This is a genomic window from Methanosarcinales archaeon, assembly GCA_014859725.1.
Lineage (GTDB): Archaea > Halobacteriota > Methanosarcinia > Methanosarcinales > Methanocomedenaceae > Kmv04.
On sequence record JACUTQ010000121.1, the window covers coordinates 1 to 6,983 of the forward strand.

The following is a 6,983-nucleotide window of genomic DNA, read 5'->3' on the forward strand; positions in this document are numbered from 1 at the left end:
TGATCACAGGTGGTATGGTATCTGCCGCAGCTGCAGTCATGAAACTGTACTCACTACTCTGACCTGCATTACCGCTTGCATCTGTGCTGTTAACCACGAAGTAGTATGTAGTATCCAGATTCAACCCGGTCACCGTTATGCTGTGTGCTGTCACCATGGTTGTATTGAATTCCTGCATCGTGTAATTACCTGATATATTGCCATATTTGACCCGACTGTCACTATCCTCATCAGTGTACCAGGTGAGGGTTACCGAATCGGTTGTGGGTGTGTTGTTGGCAATATTGGTGATCACAGGTGGTATGGTATCTGGTGCATCTTCTCTGTACACATAGAATCTGTCTAATAGGGTGTCACTCACTTTGATATTTAAGAAATCCGGAATTATTTCAACTGTCTTTCCCAGGGAAATATTGGTGGAACCATCTCCTTCTGTCAGCCTTATCATATCAGCAGTCGTATCAAAGTCCATCCCGAAGTATTCATCCATATTAAGTTCAGTGACATTAAGGCTTATGATCTCAGCATTGTCGATAATGACTATACTTTCAAACATACCTTCAAAGACCTTGTCCACATGAATCCTGGCAATGACTACATCTGATTCACCAGCAAGGGTATCATTATAATAGCCCCAGCCACCTAATGAACCAGCTACTCCTTCAGGTGATGCGATGATATCTTCAATTGGACTGCCGTCCTGCTCCAGAACCATCCAGACCTGCTCACCATTGACGTCAATGTCCTGTACAACAAGGGTTAAACCTTCTTCGATATCCCAGACATCGCCCTGTTTGAGGGTTATGTTATCATCTGATTGGAAATCAACCAGATACTTGCTGAGTTTGGACACATCATCACCAACGGCCAGGTATTTTTCACCAAGCCAGGCAATATTCATCCTTCCGTTTGCATCGTTCCATGCTCTACTGGTATAAATTATGCCATTATCTGCTATTGTGTCTACACTAATTAAATTGATAGTAAGAGATTCACCTTTATTATTTTCAGGATTAAAATAAATGGCATCCAGATCTTTATAAAACATTGGCAGGTCATTAGCATCCAAAATAATTGAGCCTGGTGCCTCAGCCGTTGAGTTTATGATGGGGCCATGTTGTTTATAAAGTTCCTGTGGTGTAATTTCACTAAATACATAAAATCTGACCGGTTCGTCAGATTGGGTGTCACCAACCTTGATACTTAAGAAATCCGGAATTATTTCAACTCTCTTACCACGATCAATGCTGGTTGTACCATCCTGTTCCTCTAACTGGAGTGTGTTTGCAGTATTAGTGAATTCCAATCCATAGTATTTATCCTGATTGAGTTCAGTAACGTCCAGACTTATAACCTGAGCATCGTCTATGATGATTTTATCTTCAAAGATAGTATCCACATGGATCATTACAATGGTCACATCATATTCACCAGTAAGAGTATCGTTATAATAACCCCAGCCACCTAAGGAACCAGCCACACCTTCAGGAGATGCGATGATATCTTCAACTGGATTGCCGTCCTTCTTAAAAACAAACCAGGCCTGCTCGCCATTGACGTCAATGTCCTGGAATTTAAGGGTGTAACCTTCTCCCATATCCCACACATCGCCCAGTTCGAGAGTCAGATTCTCATTAGGTTTAAAATCAACCAGGTACTTGCTGAGTTTGGTAACATCATCGCCTACAGCCAGGTATTTTTCACCCAGCCAGGCAATATTCATCCTTCCGTATTCATCGACCCATGCTCTACTGGTATAAATAAGGCCGTCTTCTGCTATTTCGGATTCATCATTTAAATGGATTGTAAGAGATTCACCCTGATTGTTATCAGGATCAAACTCTAAATCCAGATCTAAATAAAACATCGGCAGTTCATTTGCAGTAAAATATATCCATTCTGTATTTAAAAAAACATTTGTTGCATCTATGATAGGGCCTGCATTTTCCTGGCTGTCATTTGAATTAAGTGCCATACCTGTCTCTGCTACGGTAAATATGATTGCAGCCGCTGCCAGAAGCACAAATATGCAATGGCAAATATTGCTTAATCCCCCAAAATGAACACTGTTTGAAAATGTCCCCAATGAATGTCTAAATTTACAAATTAAATTACCCTTATTGTTGCGCATACCACCACTCCTCTGTTAAAATAAATTAATAAATCTTATTAATTTATCATCCATATTTAATTTTGTATTAACAACAAATCATGAGGTCAATAGGATATATAATTTTTCATCGGTACAAAATTTTGTAACAGCCCACAAAACTTTTGCATCATATTAAGCACTGTAATTATTTATTAAGAGTGTTTAGCTGAATAGAATAAGAATTCATTTATAATTAATCATAAGGAAGCCTGGTTTCTTTTCAGTAGTGATGTTTATGTCGATTAAAGAATATACCCAATCGTTTAAAGAGGATTATTCCTCCATGTCTTTTACCTCAACTGAAAAGATACACATTCACCTGTTCACCTTTTACAATATCCCTGTTTATTATTACATACCCTTCCACGACAGAAGACCTGGGAGATGCCGAGATGATCGCTGTATTATATTCCCCATCAAACAACTTCATTTCTCTAGCCATTGAGCTTGCTGTGTTATGAGCTATTTTCACGAAAAAGATGTAATCAAAACTTTTTTCCAGTAGCGCAACATCCTCATTTATTACAAACCTACCCATTGCTCTTGGTATTTCCGTAAAATAGCTTCGCACCACCATTTCCAGAGCAGTGAAAGCCCCTGTTGGTTTACCAGGGAGTGCAAATACAGGTGTGTCATTCACAATGCCGACTGCTTGGGGTTTACCAGGCCTGATAGCTACTCTGTGAAATAAGAGTTTTCCAGTCTCAGCAATGATATCAGCGACAAAGTCGCGCTCACCTACCGAGACCCCGCCTGTCGTAAATACTACATCGTATTTTTCGCAAGCTTCGAGCAACATCTTCTTTGTTTGATCATAATTATCAGGAACTGCACCTGCAAAGGTAGATTCGCAGCCCATTTCCTTCATAAATCCCTGTATCAGCACCGAGCTTGTGTTTCTTATCATGCCGTTAAAAATTTCCGTGCCAGTGGATATTATGCCAGCTCTGATCATTTTATATACCGGCACTTTTTCGACACCAAGGCTATATAAAAGCGCAGCGCTCTGGGGCATTATTCGATGGTCTTTCTCAAATATCCTGTCCCCTGCATGGTAATCCGCTCCTTCTCGGAATACGTTTTCCCACTTCAGTAGATTTTTTCCATACAGGAGATCTTTTTTGACATCTGCTTCCTCAATTTTCAGCAAAGCATCCGCACCTTCCGGGAGTATTGCGCCTGTAGCTATTGCCATCGTTTCACCTCTCTTCATTTGTGCTCTTTGATCACCTGCATATACGCTGCCCTTCATTTTCAGGGGATAAACATCTTCGCTGTGAATAGCAAAACCGTCCATCGCCGCGATGTCGAATGCTGGAGACATGTAATCTGCAACAATATCTTCACTGAGTTCTCTGCCCACTGAGTCGGAAATGGAAACATGTTCTGATTCGCGCTTGAAATAATATATGCTTTTAAGCTGCTTTATTTTTTCAAGTGCTTCTTTAAGGGTTGTTATTGTGTTCATATTCTCATTCCTTTATTATATGTATAGCTGATTTTTTTAAGGATACTCGTATTATTTGTTCCTGTTTAATATCCAGTCGTTCAAAAGCATGTGATGGCATTTCTATCTCAAGATTAAAATCTCCGTCAATATAAAGTAAATATGTCGCTCCATTTGAGATTATTTCGGTGATTTTCCCTGAAAAAATGTTTGAAGCTATGGCTTTTCCAAGGGGTCGATCTTCTCGCACCACCATAACCTGGTCTGGACGAATACCCCAGGTAACTTCCTCGCCAACTTGCACACCTTCCATTCTCATTGCGATTATTTTTTTATGGCTCTGGATCATAACTTCATCATTTATTATATCAAGAATCTTTCCTTTGAAAATGTTGTTCATCCCCACAAGCTTTGCCACATTCTCATTTATTGGCTTTGAAAAAATCTCTTTGGGTGGGCCCATTTGTTCTATTCCGCCGTGTTTGTAAACGATTATGGTATCAGCCATAGTATATGCTTCAACAGGGTTGTGGGTAATCAAAATAATGGGTATTTTAATAATCTGCCGTAATTTTTTCAAATTCCTTCGTAATCTCATCCTGACAATATAATCAAGAGAGGAAAAAGGCTCATCCAGAAGCAGAATTTTGGGTCGGGTTATCAGTGCACGGGCAAAGGCAACTCTCTGGCGTTGCCCTCCTGACAATTGAGAAGGGTACCTTTTCTCAAGCCCATGGATTTCAAAAACATCCAGCATCTCTTGCATCTTTTCTTTTTTATTATTTCCGGAACGCAATCCAAAGATGATATTTTCTCCAACTGTAAGATGCGGGAATAACGCATAATTCTGGAAAAGATATCCGACATTCCTCTTTTGTGGTGAAATATTGATGCTTTTTTCAGAGTCAAAATATGTAATATCATTTACATTTATGTAGCCTTTATCAGGAACTTCAAGCCCTGTTATGCACTCAAGAGTCAATGTTTTTCCTGCCCCGGAAGGGCCGAAAAGAACTATTATTTCATTACCACATTTAAATTCTACATTAAGCACGAATTCATTTGAATTCTTATTTGTTAATTTTTTGGATATATTAACATATAAATCCATAATCAATCCGTTCTGTTGATCCTTGTAGTGATGAAGATTACAGCTATTGAAACCGTGGTTAGGAGGATCACAAGCGTGGTTGCAAGCTGGTCTTCTCCTGATAGAAAAGCCCTGTAGATAGCAAGCGGCATCGTACTTGTTTTTCCGGGGATATTTCCCGCCATCATTATGGTTGCACCGAATTCACCAAGTGCCCTGGCAAAACTAAGGACCAGACCTGCGATCAATCCTTCTTTTGCAAGCGGCAGGGTTACAAGAAAGAAAGTTTCAATTTCGGATTTGCCCAATATGAATGCAGCTTTCTCATACTCAAGGCCAACAGACTCAATTGCCGCTTTTGCAGATTTTATCATTATAGGAATTGCAACTACAGTTGCGGCTATAACTGCTGCCTGCCAGGTGAACATTACGCTCCAGCCTGTCAGCTTATAAATATAATTTCCTATTATCCCATTCTTTCCAAGAAGGATGATTAGATAATAGCCTGTAACTGTAGGGGGAAGTATCATGGGAAGCGTTGTGAAAGCGTCCAGCATTGTTCTTCCTAAAAATCGCTTCCTTGCCAGCAGATATGCAATTAATGTACCGAATATAGCGATTATAGAAGTTGCTAATACAGACACCCATAGAGACAGGACAAGCGGGGAATAATCCATATACTTATCCAAAACCGTATTTCTGTAAGATAATTTGCCCCTCACTACTCTGTATATATTCGATGAATTGTCGGGATATCTCTGGTTGCCGGCTGTCCTTTATTACTCCAATCGGATATACTATAGGAGGGTATAGGGAATCGTTGATTGAGGAAACGCTCATATTACTTTTTAACGTATCAGAGGAATAAACAAAACCTGCATCCACTTCTTCGCGCTCAACATAATCAAGTACCTGGCGTACATGTTCCGCAAAGATAAGTTTGGGCTTCAGTATCTCATAAACTCCTGCATTTTCCAAGGCTGTCTTTGCATATCGCCCCGCAGGCACAGTTGTTGGATCGCCTATGGCTATTTTATCAAGGTTTTTAAGCTCTTCGATGGTCAACCTGGAAGGGGCAAGTATGACCAGTTTGTTCCTGGTGAAGTTTGTCCTAGTTGACTTGATTATTAATCCCTTTTCTTCCAGTAAGTTCATTTCCTTTTGTGAAGCGCTTGCAAATAGATCCACCGGAGCACCCTGTTCTATTTGTTTTTCAAGAACCCCTGAAGCGGCAAAATTAAAATTTATCTTTACTTCAGGATGATATTTCTGAAATTGCGCCCCTGCATCCTTCATGACGTCCTGGAGACTTGCTGCTGCTGAAACCGTGATTTCCACAGGTTTATTATCCGCTGATTTTTCACATAGGCAGCCTGATGCTGCTGCTACAACTGCTGCAATCAAAAAAATAGTTAGTAAGTACTTTATTTTCATGATTTTCACCCTGATCCAACTAGTTGAATCTGTTATGTTTATTCAAACATAACACAATTTAATATAAACTTTTCGAAATAAAAGGAAATACAAGTTTGGGGCATATCCAAAAATTATTTATTATACATGAGCATATTTTATCATATGAGAGACATTTCACCAATTCTTTTGGCATCTCATAAGGTGTTGAGTCGCCGTTTTTTTCATCTCCAGGCTGACAAGGCCGGTGAGCCTGAAAAGGTTGAAATACAGTTTCTGCTTAATGTGGGATTTCACATCTTCCCCTCCTGCCTGTGTAAATAAATGTCTGCTGCAAAGTTCACTGCAAAGGTCATGAGAAAGAGCACCAGACCTACAGCATACAGCGCCTGGTAATGCAGGTCTCCCACGACCACTTCCTTGATCTCTATAGCGATGGTGGCTGTCATGGGACGGACCGGGTCAAAAAAACCGGTCGGAAAAGCCCTGGCATTCCCTGCCACCATAAGCACTACCATGGTCTCACCCACCACGCGACCCAGTCCCAGCATAATTGCAGCTATGATACCTGACATGGCTGAGGGTACCACCACGTTTCGGATGGTCTGCCAATTGTTGGCACCCAGGGCCAGGCTGGCCTCAGTATATCCTTTTGGTACCGAGGTTATGGCATCCTCTGATATGCTGATTATGGTGGGAAGGGCCATTATGGCTATCAGTATGGATGCTGTGAATGCATTCAGTCCGCTGCTCAGTCCGAACACATCTGCAACTGCCGGGGCAAGTACTAACAGGCCCAAAAGTCCCAATACCACGCTTGGGAGGGGTCGAGTAGAGCCCATAGCGCACCTCTTGTTGGGGTAATAGCCCCGAGGTTACTA

6 protein-coding genes are annotated in these 6,983 nt (G+C 40.9%); all 6 read right to left on the reverse strand.

Going from position 1 to position 6,983, the window contains the following annotated elements:
* A partial coding sequence (locus IBX40_09645) for a fibronectin type III domain-containing protein (protein MBE0524578.1) occupies window positions 1-2,131 on the reverse strand: 2,131 nt, incomplete at its 3' end.
* A 316-nt stretch (window positions 2,132-2,447) separates the two neighbouring features.
* Entirely contained in the window at window positions 2,448-3,620 is a 1,173-nt protein-coding gene (locus IBX40_09650) for a molybdopterin molybdotransferase MoeA (protein ID MBE0524579.1), read from the reverse strand.
* A gap of 4 nt (window positions 3,621-3,624) precedes the next feature.
* Window positions 3,625-4,710, reverse strand: a complete 1,086-nt coding sequence (locus IBX40_09655; protein ID MBE0524580.1) for an ABC transporter ATP-binding protein — start codon at window positions 4,708-4,710, stop codon at window positions 3,625-3,627.
* Between the two features lie 2 nt (window positions 4,711-4,712).
* Window positions 4,713-5,366 (reverse strand): molybdate ABC transporter permease subunit, encoded by a 654-nt coding sequence (gene modB / locus IBX40_09660; GenBank protein ID MBE0524581.1) that lies wholly within the window; start codon window positions 5,364-5,366, stop codon window positions 4,713-4,715.
* Between the two features lie 4 nt (window positions 5,367-5,370).
* Window positions 5,371-6,123 (reverse strand): molybdate ABC transporter substrate-binding protein, encoded by a 753-nt coding sequence (gene modA / locus IBX40_09665; protein ID MBE0524582.1) that lies wholly within the window; start codon window positions 6,121-6,123, stop codon window positions 5,371-5,373.
* Between the two features lie 272 nt (window positions 6,124-6,395).
* The gene (locus IBX40_09670) at window positions 6,396-6,944 is read right to left on the reverse strand and encodes an ABC transporter permease subunit (GenBank protein MBE0524583.1); all 549 of its coding nucleotides are present in this window, start codon (window positions 6,942-6,944) and stop codon (window positions 6,396-6,398) included.
* Window positions 6,945-6,983: the final 39 nt, after the last annotated feature.